The organism is Streptomyces mayteni, from assembly GCF_054783955.1.
Genome location: NZ_BAAGPR010000025.1, coordinates 45900 through 66111 on the forward strand (window position 1 = coordinate 45900; position 20212 = coordinate 66111).

The 20212-nt window shown below is 69.9% G+C and carries 32 protein-coding genes; 21 read left to right on the plus strand and 11 right to left on the minus strand.

Going from position 1 to position 20212, the window contains the following annotated elements; translation table 11 throughout:
- Nucleotides 1–89 precede the first annotated feature (89 nt).
- Nucleotides 90–593 (plus strand): hypothetical protein, encoded by a 504-nt coding sequence (locus tag ACYVPE_RS14275; RefSeq protein WP_461033926.1) that lies wholly within the window; start codon nucleotides 90–92, stop codon nucleotides 591–593.
- Nucleotides 594–713: 120 nt separating this feature from the next.
- On the opposite strand, the gene ACYVPE_RS14280 is transcribed toward ACYVPE_RS14275, so the two are convergent.
- Nucleotides 714–1007, minus strand: coding sequence for a hypothetical protein (locus ACYVPE_RS14280; protein ID WP_461033927.1), 294 nt, complete (start codon nucleotides 1005–1007; stop codon nucleotides 714–716).
- Between the two features lie 65 nt (nucleotides 1008–1072).
- On the opposite strand from ACYVPE_RS14280, the gene ACYVPE_RS14285 reads away from it, so the two are divergent.
- The 11 genes from ACYVPE_RS14285 to ACYVPE_RS14335 all read left to right on the plus strand — a co-directional run bounded on the left by ACYVPE_RS14285 (nucleotide 1073) and on the right by ACYVPE_RS14335 (nucleotide 5899).
- A complete protein-coding gene (locus tag ACYVPE_RS14285) occupies nucleotides 1073–1204 on the plus strand; it encodes a hypothetical protein (protein ID WP_461033928.1) in 132 nt (43 codons plus the stop codon).
- Nucleotides 1204–1680 (plus strand): DUF3307 domain-containing protein, encoded by a 477-nt coding sequence (locus tag ACYVPE_RS14290; protein ID WP_461033929.1) that lies wholly within the window; start codon nucleotides 1204–1206, stop codon nucleotides 1678–1680. Before ACYVPE_RS14285 ends, ACYVPE_RS14290 begins: the two co-directional genes overlap by 1 nt.
- 227 nt (nucleotides 1681–1907) lie before the next feature.
- Nucleotides 1908–2195: a hypothetical protein gene (locus ACYVPE_RS14295; protein WP_461033930.1), complete on the plus strand. Its 288-nt coding sequence runs from the start codon at nucleotides 1908–1910 to the stop codon at nucleotides 2193–2195.
- A 132-nt stretch (nucleotides 2196–2327) separates the two neighbouring features.
- Nucleotides 2328–2738, plus strand: coding sequence for a hypothetical protein (locus ACYVPE_RS14300; protein ID WP_461033931.1), 411 nt, complete (start codon nucleotides 2328–2330; stop codon nucleotides 2736–2738).
- Nucleotides 2735–3220 carry an AAA family ATPase gene (locus ACYVPE_RS14305; RefSeq protein WP_461033932.1) on the plus strand — a complete coding sequence of 162 codons (486 nt, stop codon included), beginning with the start codon at nucleotides 2735–2737 and terminating at the stop codon, nucleotides 3218–3220. The genes ACYVPE_RS14300 and ACYVPE_RS14305 overlap by 4 nt, the downstream gene beginning before the upstream one ends.
- Complete coding sequence (locus tag ACYVPE_RS14310; protein WP_461033933.1) at nucleotides 3217–3474, plus strand: hypothetical protein; 258 nt, start codon at nucleotides 3217–3219, stop codon at nucleotides 3472–3474. The genes ACYVPE_RS14305 and ACYVPE_RS14310 overlap by 4 nt, the downstream gene beginning before the upstream one ends.
- Before the next feature lie 17 nt (nucleotides 3475–3491).
- The gene (locus tag ACYVPE_RS14315) at nucleotides 3492–3923 is read left to right on the plus strand and encodes an RRQRL motif-containing zinc-binding protein (RefSeq protein WP_461033934.1); all 432 of its coding nucleotides are present in this window, start codon (nucleotides 3492–3494) and stop codon (nucleotides 3921–3923) included.
- 92 nt (nucleotides 3924–4015) lie between these two features.
- Nucleotides 4016–4291, plus strand: coding sequence for a hypothetical protein (locus ACYVPE_RS14320; RefSeq protein WP_461033935.1), 276 nt, complete (start codon nucleotides 4016–4018; stop codon nucleotides 4289–4291).
- The gene (locus tag ACYVPE_RS14325; RefSeq protein WP_461033936.1) at nucleotides 4288–4872 is read left to right on the plus strand and encodes a WhiB family transcriptional regulator; all 585 of its coding nucleotides are present in this window, start codon (nucleotides 4288–4290) and stop codon (nucleotides 4870–4872) included. Before ACYVPE_RS14320 ends, ACYVPE_RS14325 begins: the two co-directional genes overlap by 4 nt.
- Complete coding sequence (locus ACYVPE_RS14330; RefSeq protein ID WP_461033937.1) at nucleotides 4872–5642, plus strand: Lsr2 family DNA-binding protein; 771 nt, start codon at nucleotides 4872–4874, stop codon at nucleotides 5640–5642. The genes ACYVPE_RS14325 and ACYVPE_RS14330 overlap by 1 nt, the downstream gene beginning before the upstream one ends.
- A 92-nt stretch (nucleotides 5643–5734) precedes the next feature.
- Entirely contained in the window at nucleotides 5735–5899 is a 165-nt protein-coding gene (locus ACYVPE_RS14335; protein WP_461033938.1) for a hypothetical protein, read from the plus strand.
- A 147-nt stretch (nucleotides 5900–6046) separates the two neighbouring features.
- Here the strand turns inward: ACYVPE_RS14335 and ACYVPE_RS14340 are convergent, their stop codons facing one another.
- Both ACYVPE_RS14340 and ACYVPE_RS14345 read right to left on the minus strand, forming a co-directional pair.
- Nucleotides 6047–7027 carry a ParB/RepB/Spo0J family partition protein gene (locus ACYVPE_RS14340; protein ID WP_461033939.1) on the minus strand — a complete coding sequence of 327 codons (981 nt, stop codon included), beginning with the start codon at nucleotides 7025–7027 and terminating at the stop codon, nucleotides 6047–6049.
- The gene (locus ACYVPE_RS14345; protein ID WP_461033940.1) at nucleotides 7024–8304 is read right to left on the minus strand and encodes a ParA family protein; all 1281 of its coding nucleotides are present in this window, start codon (nucleotides 8302–8304) and stop codon (nucleotides 7024–7026) included. Before ACYVPE_RS14345 ends, ACYVPE_RS14340 begins: the two co-directional genes overlap by 4 nt.
- Nucleotides 8305–8801: 497 nt before the next feature.
- On the opposite strand from ACYVPE_RS14345, the gene ACYVPE_RS14350 reads away from it, so the two are divergent.
- The 3 genes from ACYVPE_RS14350 to ACYVPE_RS14360 all read left to right on the plus strand — a co-directional run bounded on the left by ACYVPE_RS14350 (nucleotide 8802) and on the right by ACYVPE_RS14360 (nucleotide 12649).
- The gene (locus ACYVPE_RS14350; RefSeq protein WP_461033941.1) at nucleotides 8802–9713 is read left to right on the plus strand and encodes a replication-relaxation family protein; all 912 of its coding nucleotides are present in this window, start codon (nucleotides 8802–8804) and stop codon (nucleotides 9711–9713) included.
- A gap of 166 nt (nucleotides 9714–9879) precedes the next feature.
- The gene (locus ACYVPE_RS14355) at nucleotides 9880–10731 is read left to right on the plus strand and encodes a hypothetical protein (RefSeq protein WP_461033942.1); all 852 of its coding nucleotides are present in this window, start codon (nucleotides 9880–9882) and stop codon (nucleotides 10729–10731) included.
- Nucleotides 10732–11266: 535 nt separating this feature from the next.
- On the plus strand, nucleotides 11267–12649 hold the full coding sequence (locus ACYVPE_RS14360) for a replication-relaxation family protein (RefSeq protein ID WP_461033943.1): 1383 nt from the start codon (nucleotides 11267–11269) through the stop codon (nucleotides 12647–12649).
- A gap of 211 nt (nucleotides 12650–12860) precedes the next feature.
- On the opposite strand, the gene ACYVPE_RS14365 is transcribed toward ACYVPE_RS14360, so the two are convergent.
- Together ACYVPE_RS14365 and ACYVPE_RS14370 are read right to left on the minus strand one after the other, a co-directional pair.
- Complete coding sequence (locus ACYVPE_RS14365; protein WP_461033944.1) at nucleotides 12861–13070, minus strand: LexA family protein; 210 nt, start codon at nucleotides 13068–13070, stop codon at nucleotides 12861–12863.
- On the minus strand, nucleotides 13067–13315 hold the full coding sequence (locus tag ACYVPE_RS14370; RefSeq protein WP_461033945.1) for a hypothetical protein: 249 nt from the start codon (nucleotides 13313–13315) through the stop codon (nucleotides 13067–13069). Before ACYVPE_RS14370 ends, ACYVPE_RS14365 begins: the two co-directional genes overlap by 4 nt.
- 180 nt (nucleotides 13316–13495) lie before the next feature.
- On the opposite strand from ACYVPE_RS14370, the gene ACYVPE_RS14375 reads away from it, so the two are divergent.
- Entirely contained in the window at nucleotides 13496–13933 is a 438-nt protein-coding gene (locus ACYVPE_RS14375; RefSeq protein WP_461033946.1) for a hypothetical protein, read from the plus strand.
- Nucleotides 13934–13943: 10 nt separating this feature from the next.
- Here the strand turns inward: ACYVPE_RS14375 and ACYVPE_RS14380 are convergent, their stop codons facing one another.
- Nucleotides 13944–14276 (minus strand): hypothetical protein, encoded by a 333-nt coding sequence (locus tag ACYVPE_RS14380; RefSeq protein ID WP_461033947.1) that lies wholly within the window; start codon nucleotides 14274–14276, stop codon nucleotides 13944–13946.
- Between the two features lie 110 nt (nucleotides 14277–14386).
- On the opposite strand from ACYVPE_RS14380, the gene ACYVPE_RS14385 reads away from it, so the two are divergent.
- Nucleotides 14387–14746, plus strand: coding sequence for a hypothetical protein (locus ACYVPE_RS14385; protein ID WP_461033948.1), 360 nt, complete (start codon nucleotides 14387–14389; stop codon nucleotides 14744–14746).
- A 128-nt stretch (nucleotides 14747–14874) separates the two neighbouring features.
- Here the strand turns inward: ACYVPE_RS14385 and ACYVPE_RS14390 are convergent, their stop codons facing one another.
- A complete protein-coding gene (locus tag ACYVPE_RS14390; RefSeq protein WP_461033949.1) occupies nucleotides 14875–15390 on the minus strand; it encodes a hypothetical protein in 516 nt (171 codons plus the stop codon).
- 141 nt (nucleotides 15391–15531) lie between these two features.
- On the opposite strand from ACYVPE_RS14390, the gene ACYVPE_RS14395 reads away from it, so the two are divergent.
- The 4 genes from ACYVPE_RS14395 to ACYVPE_RS14410 all read left to right on the plus strand — a co-directional run bounded on the left by ACYVPE_RS14395 (nucleotide 15532) and on the right by ACYVPE_RS14410 (nucleotide 18175).
- Nucleotides 15532–15897, plus strand: coding sequence for a hypothetical protein (locus tag ACYVPE_RS14395; RefSeq protein ID WP_461033950.1), 366 nt, complete (start codon nucleotides 15532–15534; stop codon nucleotides 15895–15897).
- Nucleotides 15881–16396 carry a DUF6879 family protein gene (locus ACYVPE_RS14400; protein WP_461033951.1) on the plus strand — a complete coding sequence of 172 codons (516 nt, stop codon included), beginning with the start codon at nucleotides 15881–15883 and terminating at the stop codon, nucleotides 16394–16396. Before ACYVPE_RS14395 ends, ACYVPE_RS14400 begins: the two co-directional genes overlap by 17 nt.
- A gap of 8 nt (nucleotides 16397–16404) precedes the next feature.
- Nucleotides 16405–17259 carry a helix-turn-helix domain-containing protein gene (locus ACYVPE_RS14405; protein WP_461033952.1) on the plus strand — a complete coding sequence of 285 codons (855 nt, stop codon included), beginning with the start codon at nucleotides 16405–16407 and terminating at the stop codon, nucleotides 17257–17259.
- A 343-nt stretch (nucleotides 17260–17602) separates the two neighbouring features.
- Nucleotides 17603–18175, plus strand: coding sequence for a TIGR02391 family protein (locus ACYVPE_RS14410; RefSeq protein ID WP_461033953.1), 573 nt, complete (start codon nucleotides 17603–17605; stop codon nucleotides 18173–18175).
- A gap of 70 nt (nucleotides 18176–18245) precedes the next feature.
- On the opposite strand, the gene ACYVPE_RS14415 is transcribed toward ACYVPE_RS14410, so the two are convergent.
- From ACYVPE_RS14415 to ACYVPE_RS14430, 4 genes are all read right to left on the minus strand, one after another.
- Nucleotides 18246–18941: an HNH endonuclease family protein gene (locus ACYVPE_RS14415; RefSeq protein WP_461033954.1), complete on the minus strand. Its 696-nt coding sequence runs from the start codon at nucleotides 18939–18941 to the stop codon at nucleotides 18246–18248.
- Between the two features lie 88 nt (nucleotides 18942–19029).
- Nucleotides 19030–19383 (minus strand): hypothetical protein, encoded by a 354-nt coding sequence (locus ACYVPE_RS14420; RefSeq protein WP_461033955.1) that lies wholly within the window; start codon nucleotides 19381–19383, stop codon nucleotides 19030–19032.
- Between the two features lie 113 nt (nucleotides 19384–19496).
- A complete protein-coding gene (locus ACYVPE_RS14425) occupies nucleotides 19497–19652 on the minus strand; it encodes a hypothetical protein (protein WP_461033956.1) in 156 nt (51 codons plus the stop codon).
- Nucleotides 19653–19891: 239 nt separating this feature from the next.
- On the minus strand, nucleotides 19892–20074 hold the full coding sequence (locus ACYVPE_RS14430; RefSeq protein ID WP_461033957.1) for a hypothetical protein: 183 nt from the start codon (nucleotides 20072–20074) through the stop codon (nucleotides 19892–19894).
- Between the last annotated feature and the right edge of the window lie 138 nt (nucleotides 20075–20212).

A 20212-nucleotide genomic window follows, 5' to 3' on the forward strand; every position in this document is an offset into this window, starting at 1 on the left:
ACCGCCGAAGGGCGCCGCCGATCCCGGTGGCGCCCTTCGCTGTCCGGCAGCCCACCCGGCCTCCAGCCAGCATCGATCGGAGCGAAACGATGACCGACCACATCCACCGGAGCCTGTCCGACGCCCAGGCCACGGCTGAGGCGGCACGCCTCATCCACGAGGCCTACCAGCCCGAGGCCCCGCCCCAGGCGCAGACGTCCTACCGCGACCCCAGCCCGGTGCCGCGCTACGGCACCACCCCGCCCGTCCCCCAGCCCGACCGCCGCATCGTCCCCCAGTGGGCCGTGGGCACCGCGGTCGCCTCCATCGGCGGCGGCACCGGCCTGCTCGCCATCGCGCTCGGTGCCCGCCTGGTCCTCGACGGCGCCGCCGCGATGAGCATGACCGGAGTCGCCGCGCTCTCCGCGCCGTTCATCGCGGTCGGCATGGCGGCCATCGGCATCGGTGCGGCCGCCTCCCGCGCCCGGCAATCCTCCGAAGACACGCACATCACGAACGTCTACGAGGGGCCCGTCACGCAGAACACCGAGATCAACGCCAGCTCGCACACGCGCGGCATCTTTTCCCGCACCCGCAACGACCTGCAGCACTGACGACCAACCCGTCACCCCGAAGCTGCGGCACACCACCGGCCCACCTGCCTGGTCCCCGCCCCCTCGCTCCTCCCACGCAGGAGCGTGATGGAGCGGAGGCCGGGCAGGCCGACCGGCACTTCACCAATCCACCCACAGACGCCCGTGCTCATCCACGTGGGCGTCGTAGATCACGCCGGCCACGATCGCGCCGTCGATGACCCCCTCGCCGATCTCGTCGGTGTCCAGCACAACCACGCCGTTGTCGTCCTCCCAGAAGTCGTAGATCACCCCCTGGCAGATCACCTTGTCGACGACGACCGGCTCGACTTCATCCGGCGTGAACCAACCCACGGCCCGGCCCTCCCCTTCTCCACGTCTGTCGCCACCAGCCTGACGCACCACCAGGCCCTGGCGACAGAGCGCGAACTCCAACGGCCCACCAGCCAATCCCGGTCGGTGGGTTTCTCCACGTCACAACTCACAAGGAGCACAGCAGCATGACCTCCCGAGCGGCACGCAGCGCCGCCGTCTACGCAGCCCTGACCGCCAGCCACAGGTTCGCGGACTACCCCGTTAACGCGGTACCCCCCATGACCACCCGCTCCCACGTCTCGGTGGCGGTGGCCTGATGACGAACATCGACCAGGCCGTGATGCTCGCAACGTTCGGTGCGGTGTGGGGAGTGCTCTCGGTCGGCCACAACCTCGCGGACCACGTGTTCGGGCAGACCGATTACCAGGCCGACAACAAGGCGGCACCGGCGGAGGCCGAGGTTGCCGCCGGGGCCAGCCCGAGGCAGGGCTGGGGCGCGTGCCTCGGCCACGTCGCCCAGTACCACGTGGTGATGGCCGGCATGCTGGCCCTGGCTTGGGCCGTCCTACCGCTCCAGATGTCGTGGACCGGTATGGGCGCCGGGTTCGTCGTCTCGGCGGTCACCCACGCGTTCTTCGACCGCCGATGGCCGGTCCGCTGGCTTCTGGAACGCATCGGCTCCAAGGGATTCGCGGAGCTGAAGGCGGCCGGGATGAACGGCATGTACTTGACCGACCAGGCCCTGCATCAGACCGCGCTCCTCGTGGCTGCCCTGCTGATCACCCGCCTGTAGGGGGCGAAGTGAGGCACAGCAACAAGCAGCGACAAGGGCGCCGGCGCTCTACTCGATCAGTTCTGGCCCAAGACCTGGATCGGCGTCGCCGCCATCGCCGCCCGCTAACCCTCGTCTGACGGCTGCCTGATCCACCCGCGCCCCGCACCGGCCACCGCTGGCGCGGGGCGCGGGTGGTGACGGGGAGCCGGACAGCCCGGCCTTCCGAGAGCGAAAGGAACCCCACGATGACCAAGCAGGCCACGCACCACGCCACGATGACCATGCTGGCCGCCGGCAAGGCGACCGGAGAGTGGAGCACCCGGGAGCCGCGGACGATCAGCGTCCACAGCGCACGGGCCGAGATCCGATACGCCCGCCGCGAGGGCGCCACCGTCCACATCCACGAGACGACCAGCCACGGGGGCGTTCAGATGCACGTCGCCCACGCACACTTCCCTGCCGGCACCTGGGACGACTCGACCGAGATGGTTCACATCTACGAGATCCCCACCGCGGCGCTCACCGCGCTCTGACCACGCGAGCCCAAGTGGCTACCCGCTCTGGCGGCTGCCTGATCCACCCGCGCCCCGCACCGGCCACCGCTGGCGCGGGGCGCGGGTGGTGACGGGGAGCCGGACAGCCCGGCCGTCGACGAAGGGAACGACGTGACACCCACCACCGCTACCGCCCGCCTTGAGCCGGGCACCATTCTGACCCCCGATCAGATCCGCGTCGACGCCACCTACTACGGCGTGCGCATCGTCGTGATCGAGGACGCCGACGCCCTGCTCGCCATCGGCACCCACGACCTGCGCCGCGCCATCGCCGCCTGGTCCCGCTACCTGAGGGAGACCACCGGCGAGACGCTTCAGGAGCACCTGGCGCTGTGCGCCCCCGGCTGCACGGCCTCCTGGTGCACCCGATACGGCTGCCGAACCCTGCCCCGAATGCTCGACCTCGACTGGCTGCTCTTCCGCGTGCCGGACCTCGCCGAGAACCGGGGACCCGACCGCGGCTGGGACATCGTCTTCGCCGCCGCCGATATCCCCGGCGCCATCCCGGTGGTGGCCGTATGACCCCGCAGCCCGGCGCGGCCATTGTGCTGGTGGGCCCGAGCGCCGCCGGAAAGTCCACCTACGCCGCCCGTTTCGCACCCACCCAACGGATCTGCCTCGACACCTTGCGGGGTGCCATCGCTGACTCCGAGGTGGACCAGTCGGCCACCACCGTCGCCGCTCAGATCCAGGACCTGCTCTTGGATGCGCGGCTTTCGCGGAACCTGCCGACCGTCCTTGACAGCACGAATCTGCTCGCGCACGTGAGGGCGAAGATCCTTGCCCGAGCCCGGGCCTACCAACGCCCGTGCGTCGCGGTGTTGTTCAACGATGTCGATCTCGACGAATGCATCCGACGCAACGCTGGCAGGGACCGGCAGGTCCCGCTTGAGATCCTTCGCTGGCAGCACACGCTCATTCCCAGCCGCGAGCAGCTGGTGGCCGAAGGGTTCACCGAGGTGCTGCCCGCCCACGCCGAAGCGTTGGCCGGCGGTGCCCGGTGAAGCTGCCCTGTCTCTGGCGGCCGCGGCTGTGTGTCGGCCGCTGGACCGCCGGCTGGCACCGGGGCGTGCTGTTCCTCGAGCAGGCCCCCGACCCGCGCTGTGTCAACTGCCATGGCGCTGGCGGCACCTGGACGGTCTACGAGTCCGGCGACGCCGACGCGGATGCCTGCTGGTGCTGGCACCCCGGCTACTGCCTCCGGCTGTCGCCCACCGCGCGCCGTGCCCGCCCGTTCTCCGATGAACCGCCGTTCTAGCGCGAGGGGAGGGCCCTGTGCTGGCCAGCGACTGGGACCCCACCGGCGAAGAGCACGGCGGGATGCCCACCTACCCGTGGGGCCAGGCGCCCCGCGACCGCTTCGCCACCCGGCGCCAGTTACGGGCGATGGGCCTGCGGCCCGGCGGCCAGCCGGTCGCCGCCCAGATGATCCGGCACCGCAAGAAACAGCCGGACCAGCCGCTGGTCGCCCACCTCTACGAGATCGCCCTCGCACTCCCGAAGCGCACCCCGACGCTCGCGCAGGAGTGGGCGCTGGACCGGGCGATGGCGGCGAGGCAGACCTGCCCCCTGTGCCGGGTGCGGTTCACGTACTGCCTGCCGCTGCGCACCCTCGGCTCCTGCTGGGACTGCTCGGACCAGGCGGCCGACCTGGCTGCCGTCCAAGAGCGCCAGGACCACGACCAGGTCCAGATCCTCGCGGCCTGAACACCCAAACGAACGACCCGGAGCAGCCGCGTGCTTGGCGGCGGTGGCTACTCCGGGCCTCATCTCCCCATCTCAGAGGAGGGACCCTCAGTATGACCCTCACCCGACACACCCCCCGCCCCGCCGCCGGCCACCAGCTGGCGGCCGCCGCGATGCGCGGCATCGGCCAGCGCCGCCATCACCGGGCCGGCACCAGCGGGCACTTCGTGTGCTCGCCGTGCCGCGTGGCGTGGGCCGGCGCGGAGGCCGACTGCTGGAACTGCGGCAGCCCGGCAAGCGCTGAGCACTCCCACCGTGGCGCCGCCCTGCAGCGGCTGCTGGCCGCCGTCACCGCCCGTCCCGCCATGATGTGGAGGTCCCGACGGTGACCGCCTTCCACAGGGACATGGCCCAGCCCGATCCTCGGATCCCGTTTCCGCCCACGCCGAGCCCGACGCCGTGTAGGGCGACACCCGACCTGTTCTCCCAGGACACCCCGGGCAATCTCGACCCGGAGCAGGCCGCGCAGGCGAAGCAGGCGTGCCGTGGCTGCCCCATCGCGGAGGGTTGCCTGAAGTGGGCCTTGGCCAACCCGCACCTGACCCGTGGCGGCGTGTGGGCGGCCACCACGCCTCGGGAACGCATTCGGCTCGGCCGGCGCCTGGCCGAACGGCTCGGCGACGACTGGATCGAGGTCGTCGCGGCACGAGACTCCGCCCGGGCCCGGCGCCGCGAAGCTCCCCGACCGGCGGGGCCCGTCGCCCCGGCCACCGCGGCCGCTGCGCCCCTCGCGCCGACCGAACCTCCGGATCCGGCGCCGGCCAAGCTCCGCGAAGAGGAGCTCGCTCGCCTGGAGCTCGAGCTCATCCCCCACCGCCCACCCGCACCGCCTCCGCAGCCCAAGGGGATCAACCCGCACCAGGCCGCCACCAACCGAGCCGCGTTGCTCGCCGCGTTGAAGGCGGCGTGATGCTGCCCGAGACCATCTCCGCGGCCGCTGACGCGCTGCCCCTGACCCCCAACACCCCCGCGCAGGAAGCCGCCGCCGCCCGCACCCTCGCCCGACGGGCGAGCGACAAGGACGACCTGGTCGACCTCCTGCACACGATCGGGCTGCCCGCCAGCGAAGACGACATCGCCGCCCTGCTGCCCCTCCTCCCCTCTACCGATCCCACCCACCAGGAAGGCACCGTCACCGTGACCGCGACGAAGACCGAGCTGTCCGCGTTCGAAGCGATGGCCCTCTCGATGCACGCCGCCGGCGACCCCATCGAGCAGATCACCGAGGCCACCGGCCTCAACACCAACGAGCTCGCCGACCTCGGCATCGCCGACGCGACCCGGCTCGACGACGCCGGCGTCGAGAACCTGCTGGCGTGGGCGGAGCGGCACCCGACCAAGGCCATCCAGTCCCGCGCGACCCGGATCCGCACCGACCTCGCCCGCCTCGCCGAACAGCAGAACACCGAGCGAGCGGTCGCCGCCGCCGAGGCCGACGTCGCCAAGCTCCGCGCCGAACTCGCCCGCGCCGAGAACACCCTCCGCACGGCGAAAGCCGGCCCGACCACCACCAACGCCCCGGTGGCCACCCCCAAGGACTCCAAGGAGGAACTGCACAGGATCCGGACGTGGGCCCGCGCCAACGGCCACCAAGTCGCGGACAAGGGCCTCATCCCCCGCGCCATCCGCGAGGCCTACACCGCCGCCCACACGGCCCCCGAGCTGGCCAAGGCCAGCTGACCCCATCCCTCACCACCGCCAGGGACACCCTGACCCTGACCACCCGCAACCGCCACGTCTTAACGGCAGCACAGGCTGCGGCCGACGCCGCGATGGCGCTCAGCGCGATCGCCCCCGACATCGCCACAGACGGCCGGTTTAACGCCGTGATCGAGCAGGAGCTGGCGGAAGCCCGGCCCCACACGCAGAAGACCCACACCGCCCTCCGCGAGGCCGGCGCCCGCGCCATTCACCCCGGCAGTCGCCACTCCGTCTGACCGCTCGCAGGCAGTTCAACACCGGCGACCAGATCACCATCACCACAAGGCCCCGGCCCTGGAACCACGTTCCAGGGCCGGGGCCTTTCTGCGTTCCGGCCTCTTCGAAAGCTGCCAGGCCTATTACGGCGTAATAGTCGCCGCCACTCACCCGGCCAGCAGCTTGGCCAGGGTGAGTCGATTCTCCTCGGTCATGTGCTGACGAAGGAGACGGTCCAGGGCGTCCGGGGCGTCCCATGGGAGTCTCGGCAGGTCCTCCTGCGGGGCGGCAGAGTTCATTACGCCGTAATGAGATCCCTCGGTCTCCCCCGGCGGTTCGTCGCGGGGGGCTGGGGCTGCTTCCTGCGCGGGCGGCACCTGGGGCGCGTCCGCGCCGGGCTTGTGGCTCAGACGACGACGCTCCTTCTTCTTCACGCTGCGCTGCTCGTGTTCTTGCCTGAGCCGTTCGAGCTCTTCCTCCTGCTGCTCCGCCGGCTTCTTGCCGACGCGCCGCAGGAGTTCTACCGGCTCGTTCTCCTCCACGAGGCGACGCTGCAGTTCCGGTGTAAGGCTCAGCAGCGCCAAGCGCTGAGAGACCCACCCCTGTGACCGGTGGAGGCGCGTAGCCAGCTTCTCCTGCGTGCCATGGATCGCGAGCAGCTCCTGAAGCGCCTTGGCCTCTTCTAGCGGCTCGAAGGCCTTCCTGTGGATGTTGGCGACCAGCGATGACTCAAGGATCTCGTCTGGTGTGCTGCCGAGCGTGTCGTCCACCGTCACCTTGATGGTGGCCAGCCCCGCTTCCCGAGCTGCGACCAGACGCCGGTTCCCGTCGATCACCACGTAGTCGGCTTCAGCCTCGAGGTCGCCCTCTCGGTCCGGATTCGCCGCCAAGTACGCCTTCCGGGACATCAGCAAGCATGCCTGCTTCTGCCCGTGCTCACGCAAACTCGCCGCCAACTCGCTGACGTCCCCGATCTCCTCACGAGGGTTGTCAGGGTTCAGGCTGATGCGCTTCAGGGGCATGCTGGGCGGCTCTTCGGCGCTGGTCGTCGGGGCCGTGGTCGCCGCTGAGATCGCCACCCTACGGGCGCTGACGGACCGGGCTTGCCCGAACGACGCACTGGGGCCCAACTTGTCGGCCTTGCTCATGACAGCTCCCGTGCGAGTGCGCGCATCCCGACCGACTGGTCACATGCGGGGGCGTAGGCGAGCAGGGGCTGCTTCTTGCGCACAGCCTCTTTCTGCTCCTTGAGGTCGCCGATGACGCCGATGACCCGGGGGTCCCTTATATCCATCCATGCCTGCAACGATGACGTGGCGATGTAGCCGCGGCGGGCATCGTAATGGTTGACGACGATGCCGAGGTAGTCCAGCTCCAGTGCGAGGTCGGTGCGGAGGTCCTCGATCTGGGAGGTGAGGAGGCTGTAGGCGTCCGCGGAGCTGTCCTCGGCCTGCACAACGACGAGGGCGCCGGAGGACCCCGTGGGCTCGTTCTCCCGACGGCGGCCGTAGTAGATGGCCGCGTCCATGCTGAGACCGAGGCTGGGCGGGCAGTCGACTACGATCACGTCGAAGTCCGCCTCAAGGGGAGTCAAGGCCCGCTCTAGGGCGCCCTCCCGGGCACGCACTCCCGCGAGCTTGACGTCGAGGAGGAAGGCATCGTTGCATCCGGGCAGCAGGTAGAGCCGATCGCCGAAGCGCTCGTCCTCGACCGGCACCACCAGGTCGCCCAACTTGCCCGTTGATTCGCCGGCCATGTGCTTGGTGAGGCTGTCTCCGCCGATGGGCAGCGGCTCGTGGCCCAGCTGGGCGGTGAGGTGGCACTGCGGGTCGAAGTCCACCAGCAGCACCCGCAGGCCGAGCCCCAACACGTCCTCCAGAGCGGGGACATTCAACGCTGGGTCGAAGCCGGCCGGAACGATGATCTCGCTGCCCGCCGTAGCGGCGGCCTTGAGCGCAGCCGCGAAGTGCTTCGAGACCTGCACGCCGTACAGGACGTTGGGGTCCTCGGCCATCGCTTCGCCGACGCCCGCAGCGATTGCCGTCTTGCCCACACCGCCCTTCTGGTTGCAGACGATGATGCGTCGCGCGACCTCTGGACGCTCGACGGTCGGTGCGGGGTTCTTCTGCAGCCAGACTTGCACGGCCTGGGCGAGTCCCTGAGTGAGCGACACCTTCCGGTTCGTCGCCACGCCCTTGAAACGATCCCACTGCCCCGGCGGGAGCCAGGTGGAGAACGAGTCGGCGCCAGAGGTGTCGACAGCGGCAGGCGTCGAGGCCAGGCCACACCAGTCATCGATGCCTTGCTCAACGGCGAACTGCATCTCGACGCCCAACTGGGCGGTGCGGACCTTGAGCTCTTGCCTGATCCGCCCGGGAAGTTTGGAGACGACCTTCTCTCGGTCGCCGGAAGCGGGGGAAACCATACGCGAACCTTACTAACGACCGGCTGGAAGGCAAGCGCTGACACGTTACCGAGGTATCGAAGCGGGTGGTGCGCTCCGTCGCAATGGCCCGCTGCCTGGTCAAGGAGGGACGCCGACACTGCCGGTAGCGGACAAGGGGTGTGGCCGAAGGTCGGCGGTCGTCGTCGACAGGCCGCGGACAAGGGGGTGCTGTTCATCGTGGCGGATGGCTCTGCCGCCTGGCGTCGGACTGGCTGTTCGCGTGTGCCTGGTGGGGAGCTGGCTGTTGCCCGTCGATCGGAAGGCCATCTCTCATGGCGATCTCGCCCAACCAGCCGACGCCCCTGTCCGAAGGGCCGGTTGTTGATCAGCTGCCCGCTGCCGAACACGGTCACGAGCCCACCGCCGCGCCCAATGCCAGGCACGAAACCGGGCACACGCCACTCGGTGCTGCGGGCGGTGTTTCTGCTGTTCGCAAGGGGGGATTCCGGGCCGATCGGGGCGCTGACTCCTCTCTTGTGCCCCCGATCACCGACCGCGGTGTCGAGCACGAGGTGAGGATCCTGCAGTTGCTGGCCTGCACCCGGGTCGCCACGCCCGACCAGCTCCACGCCTGGCTGACCCCAAGAGCGGTGGACACCAGCACGGTGCGCCGGTGCCTGAACCGGATGCGGAAGGCTGGCCTGGTGGCCGCGAACACCGTGCGGCGCCCGAACATTTGGTTCCTCACCGAGGCCGGCCTCGCGGAAGCACGTCGGGCTGGGCTCGCGGCACACCGCACCACCGCAGTGACTGGCGAACATGTCGCTGCCTCTCCGGCGTTCGCCCACGCCTTGGCGGTGACGACCGCCGCCATCGCCTGCTCCCGGAACCTCGCCCCGGAAGCTCGCCACGGAACCGCCCTCGCCGAGGTAGGGGACTGGGAGGTCGAGGTCGCGCACCCGCTCGGCTCCGAGGGGCTGCTGGTGCCGGACGCGGTGCTGCACCTGCCCTACTCGAACCTGCCGCACGCCTTCGTGGAGGTCGACCGCGCCACCATGTCGATCGGCCGGCTGATCACCAAGGTCGCCGCCTACGACAGCTACCGCACCCACCGCACCCCCGCCGGCCGCCGCCCCGCCGCCACGGATTCGGAGACGGGCCGGCTGCACTGGCGCGCCCGCTATCCGAGGGCCGGCCACCGGTTCCCGCCGCTGTTGATCGTCCTGACCGACAAGGCCCCCGCCATACTGGCCGCCCGCCGCATCGCTGTCTTGGACGGCATCCCGCACCTGCCTGGCGTCCGTCGCAGCCAACTCGCCGTCGCCATCACCACCCTGGCCGCCATCCAGGAGCAGGGCGCGCTCAGCGCCATCTGGCAAACAGCTCACCGGAAGGCCTCCACGCGACGCCTGGCCGAAGCCGTCGGGGATGTGGAGGCGACGTCCTAGCCCAGGCGGTTCGATCCGCCTCGCCGGCGTCACTCGACCGCACGAGGAAGCGTGACGCGGGCCGGACTATCACGTTCCTGAGACGAACAAGCCGACCGCCTAACCAGAGCCGCCGGGGGACGGTGCGCACCGTCCCGTTCGCTGTCCCACGGCAGAGAGGATGCGCATGATGCCGACCGTCGACTGGCGGACCCGCTGGCAGGCCGCCGACGAGAAAGACCTCGCGGCGGACTGGCTCGGGGAGTTCCGCTGCGTCAACGCGGACCAACTGCCTGAGCCGGTGGACACCATCACCGTGGCCTGCGCCATCGCGGAATCGGCCAGTGCCCTCCCAGTCGCTCTGGGCACAGAGTGGTCCCTCTACACACCTCAGCAGGCCGCTGACGTGGCCTCCGCCGTCTTCTCTCAGATCGAAGCCGCTGCCCAGGCCCTGCGAGCACTGAGCGGCGCCCTGTCCCGCATCATCGACCGGGGTGACACCCAACTGCCCCCGCCTGACGCCAACACGCTGCCGCCCGCCGGCCCGGCCACGGCGACAGCTCGGCTGCAAGCCGCCGCCGATGACATCGAGCAACTTCTTGACCGCTACGCCCACAGCTGTGTCAACGAACTGGACGCCATCCCCACTACGGTGGTCCTCCCCGCCGACGCTCATGACACGGTTGCCGCGGTCGCCGCGTGCATGGGCGAGGCCGCCACCTTCATCTGGCACCACGAGCCCGGCGCCTACGATCCTGACACCGACGGGGGATTCGGCTGTGGCTGTGCCGTCGAGGTGACGCACGACGGGGAGACCTGGAACTTCACCCGAGGCGATTGCTGCTGGAGACTTCTCCGTCTGGGCGGCGGGGAACCAACCCCAGACGGTGGACGGATCTACTCGTCACGAGATGGCTCGTCCTGGATGGACTTGGACGTCAGTGAGGCCACGGCATATCCCGCTCACCTCGTCGAGGAGATCTGGGCCAGCCTCGAGGCGGCCTCGGTGAAGTCGCGGGCTCTGTCCGGCACGACATGAGGCGAGGAACGCGAGCCGAGCGGTTCCGCGCTGTCGCGGGAGGTCCCATCGGCGGCGCCGCGGCAGATCCGCGCGCACTCCCGGGTGGCAACTGCTGCCAACGCGATTGCCACTCGTGTTGGCACCAGTTGCCACCCCCGTGTTGGCAGGTGCGGCCAACGCTCTGACCTGGACGTCACCCATGAACACCGGGGGAGTGGCATCGACGGGTGTGGCTGCCGGGCTTCGGGCGGTCAAGCCTTGGTCGACGTCTGCTGGTCAAGCCCTGTGGGGTGCTGGTCAAGCCAGGCTTGACCGCGGCGTCGCTGATACTCGGGCCCGTACCGATCTCCCTACCGTGCCCCCTACCGCCAAGGCCCGCCTGAGGGCGCTCATCACCGCAGATCAGCCTGCTCGACAACCCTGGTCCGGGATGCCGATACCCCACTTCGGGTGGGGTCGCGGGGGGAGGGGGGGAGGGATGTGGAGATGGGAATGACTGCTGGAACCGGAGGCCGACCTTCGGAGTTGGTCTCGGCAGAGGGGGAGGAACGACGTGGCCGCTGTGCTCTATCCGTACGGATCGACCGCGCGGATGCGTGCCGATGTGTTGTGCGCGCTCGGCGTGCTGAAGGTGGCCACCGCGAGCCAGCTGCAGCGCCTGGCACGCCCTGACGCCCGGGACAACAAGGTCGCCCGCAACGCGCTGCTCGACCTTGCGCACCACGGCCTGGTCGTCTCCGACGGCAACACCCAGGGGCCACCGGGCCAGTTCGGCCGCGCGCCCACCGTGGCCGCCGCCGGGCCGGGCAGGCATCCGAAGTCGCAGAAGATCTGGCGCCTCACACCCGCCGGGCTCGATGCCGCCGCCCAGCTGCTCGATCCCGACCGTCGCCTCGGTGGAACAGCCCGTGGTGCCGGCCGGCACGGCGCCCCGCACGCCATGGCGACGAACGAGACCCTCATCGCGTTCATCCAGCCGCGCCCCGAGCAGCCCGCTGCCGACGCCGCGCTCCCGCCGGCGGGCATCGGCACGATTGCCTCGTGGGCGACGGAGGTGGTGCTGCCGGTCACCGGCTCGGTCAGCGCGCCGTCGAAAGGTAGCCCCCGGCCGGACGCGGTGCTGCGTGCTCCCGAATCCGAGCCGGCTATGCCGTTCCTTGCGGTGGAAGTCGACGGCGGGACCGAGACTCCGGCGCGGATCGCGGAGAAGTTCGAACGGTACCGCCGCTTCTTCCGCCGCACCGTGAGCGCGCCCGCCGGTCCGGCTCGGGAACGGCGCGTGCCGTACTGGCGCACCCTCTACGGCCCCACCGACCGCGAGGGGCACCCGCCGGTCGCTCTCGTCTTCACCGGCGCCGGCCCACGCGGCCTGGCCAACCGGATACGCGCCGTCGGTGAGCTCACCGAGGCCTACTGGAGCGGCAGGACCGCCTACACCACGAACTACAGCCGCGGAGGCATGGACACCTGGACGGACTTCAGCGACGCCATCCCGATCCTGGCCACCACCCTGAACGCCCTACGCGCACATGGCCCCTACGGCCCGATCTGGCGCCGCTACGGCCACTCAGCCGACCAGGAGGACCTCGCGGCGGCGCTGGCCAACCCAGACGGTGCACAGGCCCGCAAACAGCGCCTCGACGACCAACGGATCCGCGAAGAAGAGGAGCGCGAGCGGGAACGCGAACAACACTTGCGTGAACGACAAGAGCGGGAACGGCAGCGTGAGCGGGCTCAGCAGATCGCCATGGCGCGGGCCGCGCGACGGGGGACGTGCCAGCGCTGCGGCCAGCCCCGCGCGGACGACCAGCCGGTCACAGACTCCGAACTACGCCGCGTCCCGGCGCCGGACGGTCTCCACTGCGTCGCCTGCCGCCGGGAGCTCGCCACCCGGCCCGACCGTGGCCTCCTGGGACGTTTCCGGCGCGGCTCCTGACCGAACGGCGGCTTGGTCAACCGCAGGTCGAAGCGGTGGTTGACCTCGATGGACAAGCCTTTGGACAAGCCTTTGGACAAGCCTGAGGCGGCCACGGTCAACCTCCCGCCGGAGTGAGTGCTGATGGGCAGCGCGCGCAGATTCGGCGAGAAGCCCGCGCTGCTGCCGGGAGACCGGAGGCGACTTCGTTGGAAGGCGTGGAGGCGGCGGTTCAGCGGGCGGGAAGGTAACAGCCGCGACGGTGACCGGTGCGGCGCACGAGGCCCTGCTCCTCCATCCGCCGAAGGTGGTGGACGACGGTGGAAGCGCTGGACAGCCCGACGGCGTCGGCGAACTGCCGCACGGTCGGGGCCTCGCCGTCCTCGATGACCGCCTCGCGCAGCGCGTTCAGGATCTGCGCCTGCCGCTGGGTGGCTCTCATGCCGCCCGGGCGAGGAGCTGGTCGACCTGCTGGTGCTGCTGCGTGTAGCGGCGCAGTTCGGCCCAGCCCGCGGGCGAGCGGCGCCCGGCCCAGTGAGGGTGGTAGGCGATCCGACAGGACAGGTGGAGCACTCGACGACGGAGCACCGCGTACTCCTCGGGCCGGCAGGTGCTCAATCGCTGGTAGGCGTGGTTCCAGGCGTGCTGATCGCGGACCAGGTCGTCGGGGAAGCCAGGGTTCACCATGACCCGTATTCAATCACTTGTTCGATTTTATGGAAGGCTGCCACGCCCCGACCTGGGTGCTTCTGCACTGTCCGGCGCCGCAAAATGATGACCGGTGGCTGCCGGTTTGCCAGACACTGGCGAGTGTTTTCTCGGCGAACGCCACCGTGCGTTCCGGGAGTTGGCCTACTCTGCGGTGCCATGGACATTGAGCTGACTGACGATGAGCACCTGCGGGCACTGGCCGCGTTGGAGGCCGTCGTCGGAAACAACGACGATGTCCTGACGGTCCTGGCGGGTGGTGCTGGCGAGCGTCCGCTACCAGCTCTGCTGGCTGCCTACGGGCAGCACACACTCCACCGCATCCTCATCTCCGCATTCGGCATCGACGCCACCATGGACTACGACGAAACGGGCCGGCTGGTCGCGGAGATCAACAGCGATCCGATGGCCCGCATGGTCTTCGTCCTGACCGACGCCCTGCACAATCAGGCCGCCCTCGCTGGCGACGATCCCGTCACCGCGAAGCTGGTCGCCCGATCCATCCTCCTGGCGATCCACGCGTTCACCGACGCCGACGACCGGGACGCCCTGACCCTGCTGCGCGCACTGCGCAACGAGGTTCTCCGGGCCGACTAAGCGACACCGGTCAAGATTCAGTTGCCGGCCGCCACAGTGAAGGCGGCACGACGGGCACCAGGTGCAGGAGGTGGCTGGCGCGGTGCTGCATCACGACATCGTCGGTCGTGATGCAGCCGCCGGAGTCGTCGACCGGCAGGTGCGCGAGGAGCTCGCTGCACGTCGCGCAGGTCTCCGGCACCGGCTCGGGGACAGGCGCCTCGGGGTGTTCGGTGAGCACGTGCAGGCCGAACAGCACCTCGGTGCTGCGCCGGGCCGTCACGTCCTCGCCGGACTGCCGGGCCTGGCGCGCCAGGTGCCGGCACGTCTCGCACGCTTCGAAGCCGAGCCGAGTCTCGGTCATGGGTCCCTCCGGGCTGCGCCGCCTGACCTGCTGTCGCCATGGTGCCGCACATCGCCCGCGGCGAGGTGACGGGGTGTTCTCGCCGTCGGCGCTCGGCATAGGCTGGGGCTATGGCGTTGCCGTCGGAGATCGCGACCTGTGTCGTGTGCAGGGACCTCGCCCAGGTCTACTGGAGCGTTGCCCCCGACCGGACGGACCCCGACCGCTCCAAGGAGTCCGCCATCTTCGACGAGTTCCACGAGATCGAGATCTCCATGGAGTGGGGCCTCCATCTACAAGAGGACCATCCCTTCGTGCTCGGGCCGGTCAACGGCTGCCCGAACTGCCAGAAGGTTCTGCAGATCCTGTCAGCACCGTTCTCCCCGCCAGGCGAGACGCTGCGACACCCGGACGGCCGGAGAGGCCTGCATCCCTCCCAGGCGCACTTTGCCAAGCATCTCCTGCAGCAACTGCGCGACATCGACGCGTAGCCCGGAGGCGGCACGTCGTCGCCGGACTCGTTCCTGCCTGCCGTGGTTGCGCTTGTGGTCGCGGCCGGCGCCGAGCCCGGCGGTGCGGGGCACTGCCGCGCCGCCGCCCCGGCCAATCTGACTACCGTTCAGGCATCCGTCGCTATGGGCAGGACGCCGGGCTCCAGCGCGGTCGTGGGGGCGGTCCATTCCCGGCCCCCGCCCTCGGGCCGTAGCCACACTCTGGTGCCGCGCGCGTCGTATTTCATGCACACGCCCGTGCGGCCGCGAGCTGTGTCCCGGACGACGTCGCCCTCGTGGGGCGTCCAGGCCGTGGCGAGGAAGCACGCGCGATGCTGCGCCCACAGCTCCATGTCGGTGTAGGCGTCGCGGCCGATGGCGATCATCGGGCCGGCGTAGGTGAGTACGCCGTGTGCCCAGCCGCCGACGACCAGCTCCCGCAGCTGTCGCCACCCCGGCCGTCGGGTCGTCGGCAGAAGCGGGTCGGCGATGGCATCCGTCAGTTCCGCGGCCACCCGCCACGGGCGGGCCTGCGCATAGCTGCGGCAGAACTCCAGTATCGGCTGGGGAGCGTGGTCGACACAGGTCGCCACGTACAGGACCACCGGGACTCTGTGAAGCGCCGTCGCTGCGGCGGTCGTCATTCAGCTCTCCCCAACGTGCGAAGTCCGGCGGAGCGGGAGCGGCTGCTCCGCGGGGACAAGACGGTAGAAGGGCCGCACGGCGCCGGTCCATGACCTTGCCAGAACTTGCCAGCTGATTCGTCGCCGCAGGTTGAGGCGCCTGTGGCGGTCTTGACGGTCGACCGTGGCGAGGGGATGGTCAGGCAAGAGACAGCAAGGTGCTACGAGCGGGAGGCCGCCATGGGGTTAGTGTTCGTCGGCATCGATCCTGAGACCAAAGGAGAGGACTGCCCCGCAGCCTGGGTCGACGTCCAGGAGCTGAACTTCGTTCTCCAGGGCTGGAAGGCCAGCGAGGCCATTCGACAGGAGACCCGGGAGCGCAGCCCGCTCCCGGACACCGAGGACGTCATCCTGATGCCGGCACGGATGCTGCCGGTCCTCAGAGCAGCATGTGACGAGATGGAGCGCGCCATGGCAGGCCGCAGCGGGAACGACAGCGGAGCAGGCCGGGTTGACCTCGTTCGCTGACCTGTTGGCCGGCTGCACGCGGTCGGCCGTGCACCTGGAAATGCGCGACCAGTACGCGGCCGACAGCGAGGCCCAAGAGATCGCACGGTGGCGGACCGGCCACCGCATCGACTGGGACAACCAGGCGGAGTGGTGGATCCCGTTCTACGGCCACGTCACCCAGGCAGTGGCCCGCGGCGTAGTGGTGCGCCGAGCCCGGATCATCTCCGAGCCGGTGAGCGAGTACATCCGATGGGAGCACTACGTCACCGCCGGCAACCTGCTGGCGGGGGAGCAGGTGCGCTGGCTGCCCCGGCGCCGCGCCGCAGATCTCGCGCTGCCAGGCACCGACTTCTGGCTCTTCGACGACCACGTAGCCCGGCTGGGGCACTTCTCCGGCGACGGCCACCTGGTGGAGCACGAGGTCACCACCGACCCGGCGACGGTGGCGCTGTGTACCGGCGCGTTCGATAGGGTCTGGGCTCGAGCCATCCCGCACCAGGAGTATCAGCCCCGCTGACCCGTCCCATGTCCTCGCCATCTCCCTCCACCTCAAGCGTCCAGGCCGCGCTCGCAAGCCTCGCCTCGCGGCTGCGGGAGCTCCGCTTGGACGCGGGGTTGAACGGCCGCGAGCTCGCCGAGCGCTGCGGCTGGTCGGAGTCCAAGCGCTCCCGCCTCGAGGGCGGCCAGCGGCGGCCATCCGACGCCGATATTCGGGCGTGGTGCCGCGCCTGTGACGCCGGCGACCAGGTCGCGGACCTGGTCGCAGCCAACCGCCAACTGGACGCGATGTACGTCCAGTGGCGTCGGCAGATGCGCACCGGCATGCGACGTCTGCAAGAAGCCAGCGTCCCGCTCTACCAACGCACCCGCCACTTCCGCGTCTACAGCTCCGACCTGGTCCCCGGCCTTTTCCAGACCCCGGCCTACGCCACGGCGGTCATGCGCAGCATCAGCGACTTCATCGGCACCCCGGACGACATCGACCAAGCCGTGGCCGCCCGCATTCGGCGCTCCCAGGTCATCCGGGAAGGAGACCGCCGCTTCGTCGTCCTGCTGGAGGAAACGGTGCTGCGGCACCGGCTCGGCGACACGGAGGTGATGAGCGGCCAGCTCGGGCAGTTGATGGCCGCGATGAGCCTGCCCTCGGTCTCGATGGGCATCATCCCGTTCGCCGCAGAGCGCGCTGTCCTCCCGATGGAAACCTTCATGGTCTTCGATGACCAGCTGGCCCGAGTCGAGCTGCTGACCGCGAAGGTGACCGTCTCCGCCCCCAGCGAGATCGCCGACTACGTCAAGGCTCACCGGGAGTTGCAGCAGCTCGCGGTATATGGGGCGCGGGCCAGGGAGCTGATCCTGGCGGCCATCGAGGCGTTGGCCTGATCCGCTGGCCGCTGTCACCGGGTATCGCAGAGCGCAGCGCCGGTGCTCGCCCGGCGCTGCCGCCGGCCGCTGCCGAGGAGCTCCTCGCTGCGGCCATGTGAGGATCAGCGGCATGAAAGCAGACCGTGATCCTGAGTACCTGAGGGAGACCGCTCAGTCGGTCGCCGACTTCAAGAGCGCGTTGGAGGAGTTCCTCTCCCTTCATGACGTGAACCGTGCCCATCGCGGTCTGCTGCCAGCAGTGACACCGCGGCGAGGTGTTGACGCTGCCGACATCAAGAGCGCACGCGTGAGGGTCGCCCGGGCTGCCGGCCGAGCGTGCCACGCGCCTGGAATGACACGCATGTTCATCGACGTGGAGAAGCATGGACCGGTGGACCCCGTCGCGGCCTGGTCGTCGATGACCAACCCCAAGCCGGTGCTGGAACCGGACGATGTGTTGGAGGCCTGCGACCAGATGCTGGGGCGGTTGGAGGCTATGGAGCGTAAGGCCGCAGCGGAGGCACAATCCGTCTCTGGAGTGGAGTTGTTGCATCCTTTGGTGTGGGGCGCCGCCTCTCGGCTCTGGACGAACGAACACTTCCGGGAAGCCGTCACCTCCGCTGCTGAGACCCTGGTCGCACACGTTCAAAGTCGTACCGGCCGACGGGATCTCGCCGCCACCAGCCTCTGGCAGCAGGTCTTCTCTCAGCGGGAGCCACGCCTGCGCTGGCCCGGTGACCCAGACGATCAGACGGTCCGCAGCATGAACGATGGGCTGCGCCTCTTCGCTCCTGGCGCGCAGATGGCGATACGCAACACGTCGGCTCACGGCACGGACGAGATGACGGCCCAGGATGCTCTGGAACGGCTGGCTGTCCTGAGTCTCCTGGCTCGTTGGGTCGACGCATGTGAAGACGTCACCGCCTCAGCTTGAGTCCTGTAAGACGTCGCCCTCGCCTGTGTTCATGGCGGGCGAGGGCGCTTGCTTAGTGGCTGCCTCCGGTCTATCGGGCGAGGGTGACGGCGACGTCGTGGTCGTTGTGGCAGCCGGCCGCCGTCTCGTTGATGGCGGCGAGCTCGACCGGGTCGACGGCGAGGCCGTAGCGGGTCTTGATGGCGACCCAGTCGGCGATGTACTGGCAGGTCGCGGAGGGGGCGGGCGGCATCCACTCGGCGGGGTCCTGGTCGCTCTTGGACCTGTTCGAGCGTCCGGAGACCGCGACTAGGGCGCGGGGGTCGTTCAGGTCGTTGGCGTAGGCCTCGCGTTCGGCGGCGGTCCATGTGCTGGCGCCGGAGTCCCAGGCTTCGGCGAGGGGGACCATGTGGTCGATGTCGATGCCGGACTTCCCGGTCACGGTGGTCTCGTCGTACCAGGACCACCACTGGCCGGTGTCGGCGGTGATGGTGCACCGGCCGGTGACCTCGGGGGCGACGATGGCTTCCTCGAGGAGGACGTCGTTGCGGGCGTTGCAGCCGTTCTTGTCGGTGTCGGTCCAGTGCTTGAAGTTCTCCCGCCGGTACCCGTCCCGAGACTCGTCGCGGACGGGGAGGGCGGCGATGAGCTCGGCGAGCGGGGCCTGGACGGTCTCGCCGGGGCCAGCGGGCACGGCGGCGGTGGCGGGGGTGGCCGGCCACAGCGCCAGAGCGGGGAAGGCGGCCAGGGAAATCAGGGTGGTGAGGGTGGTGCGCGGGATTCTCATGGCGGGTGAACCCCGCCGGCCCGCGCGGGTTGCGGCCCGGCCGCGGGGTTCACCCGAACGCGCACCCGGCACCTGCTGAACTGTCTCGTCAGGCCGGGGAGTCCCGCTCCCGCTGCTGGCGCTTGGCTCGGTCGGCGAGGATCTCCTCCACCAGGTACGGGGAGGGCACCGCCGCGACGCCGGCGATCTTCGGGTCACCGCCGACCTGTTCGGCGAGGTCGGCGGCTTGGTTGATCGCGGCCTCGTAGTGCTCGTGGACGACGTCGGCGAGCTCGATCGCCCACTCCTCACCGCGATCGAGTTCGTGGTTGGCGACCGCGATCATCTCCATCAACGCCCTGGGGGTTTGCCCGTGCCGTGTGATGGTCTGCTTCGCCAGCTCGGTCACCTTCTGCCGGGTCGACGGGCTGAGCTGAGCGGCGAAGGGCATGTCATCGATCACCCGGGGAACCGTACTCGCCCCCGGTTGGCTCGGGGCCGCCCGCTCACTCGACTGGACCACCAGCCCGGTGCGATCTCTCGGGCGGTCGGATCCGCTCAAGCGTTCCGTTTGCGTCAGAGGCCGCGGGTGTGGAGGAGGCGGTTGGGTGAGTTGGGGCCGAGGCGGGTGAGCACGTCGAGTTCGTCGAGCACCGCCTCCGGCGAGAAGCCGGGCTTCACGGTGACGGTGTACTCGCCGGGAACCGCCGCCAGGGAATCCGTGACCGTCACCGGACGCTCGCCGGGCCTGGTGGTCGCACTGACGCCACCGGCGCTACCGAGTGACGACGCGAACGGCAGGAGAACACCGCCAGCCGGCGGGAACTCACACGCGTACACACTCCAACACACGGGACGGGAAGCGCCTCGCGGAGCCGAGCACCGCCAGAGGGACACGTGGCTCAGGCCCGCGGAACGACGGGGGTCCTGGAACCGCGGGTTCCAGGACCGGACGGAAAAGGACGGAAGGATCAGCCGGCCGTGCCGGCGTCCTCCTTGTTCGCGATCGCCTGGGCGCGCTGCCGCAAGTCCTGGGGAACGTCGTCCCGCTGAGCGACATCGCGAACCAGGTCGCGCACCTCCGCCGACGCGTCGGGGGCGTCCTCGTCACTGTTCTCGTCGTCAGTCGCGCTGTTGATGGCCAGGAAGGCCATGGGCATGCTCCTCATTCCGGTTGTCGGGCGGCTGGTGCACGATCTTGCACGTCAGGCAGGCACCGTAGGCGATGCCACCACGCGAACCCTCCGAAGGAGTGAAGCCAGGGGGCCGGAGACCTGTGCTGGTCGGGAGTC

Bases quoted from the DNA above. Each gene is read 5' to 3' on its own strand.
- ACYVPE_RS14415 (WP_461033954.1), bottom strand. From the start codon at position 18,941: ATGAGAATCCCGCGCACCACCCTCACCACCCTGATTTCCCTGGCCGCC.
- ACYVPE_RS14335 (WP_461033938.1), top strand. From the start codon at position 5,735: ATGGCGCTCAGCGCGATCGCCCCCGACATCGCCACAGACGGCCGGTTT.
- ACYVPE_RS14345 (WP_461033940.1), bottom strand. From the start codon at position 8,304: ATGGTTTCCCCCGCTTCCGGCGACCGAGAGAAGGTCGTCTCCAAACTT.
- ACYVPE_RS14430 (WP_461033957.1), bottom strand. From the start codon at position 20,074: ATGGCCTTCCTGGCCATCAACAGCGCGACTGACGACGAGAACAGTGAC.
- ACYVPE_RS14285 (WP_461033928.1), top strand. From the start codon at position 1,073: ATGACCTCCCGAGCGGCACGCAGCGCCGCCGTCTACGCAGCCCTGACC.
- ACYVPE_RS14380 (WP_461033947.1), bottom strand. From the start codon at position 14,276: ATGACCGAGACTCGGCTCGGCTTCGAAGCGTGCGAGACGTGCCGGCAC.
- ACYVPE_RS14275 (WP_461033926.1), top strand. From the start codon at position 90: ATGACCGACCACATCCACCGGAGCCTGTCCGACGCCCAGGCCACGGCT.
- ACYVPE_RS14365 (WP_461033944.1), bottom strand. From the start codon at position 13,070: ATGAGAGCCACCCAGCGGCAGGCGCAGATCCTGAACGCGCTGCGCGAG.
- ACYVPE_RS14385 (WP_461033948.1), top strand. From the start codon at position 14,387: ATGGCGTTGCCGTCGGAGATCGCGACCTGTGTCGTGTGCAGGGACCTC.
- ACYVPE_RS14370 (WP_461033945.1), bottom strand. From the start codon at position 13,315: ATGGTGAACCCTGGCTTCCCCGACGACCTGGTCCGCGATCAGCACGCC.
- ACYVPE_RS14405 (WP_461033952.1), top strand. From the start codon at position 16,405: ATGTCCTCGCCATCTCCCTCCACCTCAAGCGTCCAGGCCGCGCTCGCA.
- ACYVPE_RS14375 (WP_461033946.1), top strand. From the start codon at position 13,496: ATGGACATTGAGCTGACTGACGATGAGCACCTGCGGGCACTGGCCGCG.
- ACYVPE_RS14305 (WP_461033932.1), top strand. From the start codon at position 2,735: ATGACCCCGCAGCCCGGCGCGGCCATTGTGCTGGTGGGCCCGAGCGCC.
- ACYVPE_RS14355 (WP_461033942.1), top strand. From the start codon at position 9,880: ATGATGCCGACCGTCGACTGGCGGACCCGCTGGCAGGCCGCCGACGAG.
- ACYVPE_RS14295 (WP_461033930.1), top strand. From the start codon at position 1,908: ATGACCAAGCAGGCCACGCACCACGCCACGATGACCATGCTGGCCGCC.
- ACYVPE_RS14330 (WP_461033937.1), top strand. From the start codon at position 4,872: ATGCTGCCCGAGACCATCTCCGCGGCCGCTGACGCGCTGCCCCTGACC.
- ACYVPE_RS14320 (WP_461033935.1), top strand. From the start codon at position 4,016: ATGACCCTCACCCGACACACCCCCCGCCCCGCCGCCGGCCACCAGCTG.
- ACYVPE_RS14290 (WP_461033929.1), top strand. From the start codon at position 1,204: ATGACGAACATCGACCAGGCCGTGATGCTCGCAACGTTCGGTGCGGTG.
- ACYVPE_RS14390 (WP_461033949.1), bottom strand. From the start codon at position 15,390: ATGACGACCGCCGCAGCGACGGCGCTTCACAGAGTCCCGGTGGTCCTG.
- ACYVPE_RS14410 (WP_461033953.1), top strand. From the start codon at position 17,603: ATGTTCATCGACGTGGAGAAGCATGGACCGGTGGACCCCGTCGCGGCC.
- ACYVPE_RS14340 (WP_461033939.1), bottom strand. From the start codon at position 7,027: ATGAGCAAGGCCGACAAGTTGGGCCCCAGTGCGTCGTTCGGGCAAGCC.